The organism is Streptomyces sp. NPDC016677, assembly GCF_055562815.1.
Genome location: NZ_JBVHEO010000047.1, coordinates 1 through 1,290 on the forward strand (window position 1 = coordinate 1; position 1,290 = coordinate 1,290).

Sequence of the window (1,290 nt, forward strand, 5' to 3'; positions counted from 1 at the left end):
CTCTTCTTTCATCATACTCAACAAAAAGGAATAAATTATTTTCTACTGCCTGATCAAATTGGTTCGCGTAGAATGCAATCCTTTCATCGGATACACTTACTTCTTTTCTTTTATTAAATACATAGTTAGCTAGAATCAATTTGTTTGATTCTGCATCGATTTCCTCAATCATGAATAGTTCTCCAACTGAATAATCGTTTTCCATTTCTAACATGTTCCTTTTCCTCCTAGCATTTTATTTAGTTTTTTCTCCTTTTTAAATAGATTAGAAAGCATACCTTTCACCTCCTTTAAGGAATAAAAGACTAATAACTAAAATTCATTTCTTTCCTGTTCCCGGGCAATTCTTTGTTGCACTTGTTCATGTTCTTTTTCTGCTCTGTACTTTGCATAATCATCATTTACTGCCCGTTCTAATTGGTGCATGGTTTTTCGACTTATTAAGGGCTTTTTATAGCTGCCTTTTTTATAATTTGTTTTCTCTTTATAGCTACTTTCTTGATTGGTTTTTTTTGAATAAGGATTATCTAGATAATTCCTTTTCATTACTTCAGAATCCGTTGATTGTTTTTTCATTTGAGCTAATAAGGCGTTTCCTAACCTCTTTTGAATGTCTTTCTTTTTATTCCATCCATAATCCTTGTCAGCTCTTTGAGTATCACCAAACAACTCTTTTCTATAGCTACTTTCTTCTTCTGTTTTTTCTAAGTACTCTTTGTAATGAGGGTTACTTCTCATTAAGTATTCTGTGACGTAATCAATTTTATTTCTAGTTTGATTTGTCACATGTTTGCTCCCATATTGCCAATGTTTTTTATTTGCCGGCAGCACACTATATATGTCTTTTAATATCTTTACTTGTTCGAGGTATTCCTTATCTTCTGCATACGTTTGTTTAATCTCATCAACTAGTGTATTTCTCAATTCGGAAATCCTGGAAAGTTCGGCCGTACGATCTATTAAGGCATTCGCAAAAGTGCTTTTCATATTATCAATTGTCTTTTGTTTTCGTTTGCCTTTAGGAGCTAAGTAAGAAACACCATCTTCTTCTACCGTCATTAATTCCCTTGTGTTTTGAAGCTCCACTGTGCCGTAATGAATATGAATATGTTTTGTGTTTCGATGAATAGAAGCAAACCAGTAACCGGACTCTATTTTTTCATCTTTAAACATACTATCCATCATCTTTCTACTAGCATATTGAATTTTCTTTTCATCTAATTCATTTGTTTTTGGATTGAGCAATTTCTCTTTTATTAGAAAGTCATTATCAAAACTAATGACATCTTG

The 1,290-nt window shown here is 32.2% G+C and carries 2 protein-coding genes; both read right to left on the minus strand.

Annotation, left to right across the window (positions count from 1 at the left end):
• The coding region (locus ACZ3IG_RS36190) for a DUF5511 family protein (protein WP_467437486.1) at positions 1-205 on the minus strand (205 nt) is incomplete at its 3' end.
• A gap of 107 nt (positions 206-312) precedes the next feature.
• On the minus strand, positions 313-1,290 hold a 978-nt coding region (gene mobP2, locus ACZ3IG_RS36195), incomplete at its 5' end, for a MobP2 family relaxase (protein ID WP_467437487.1).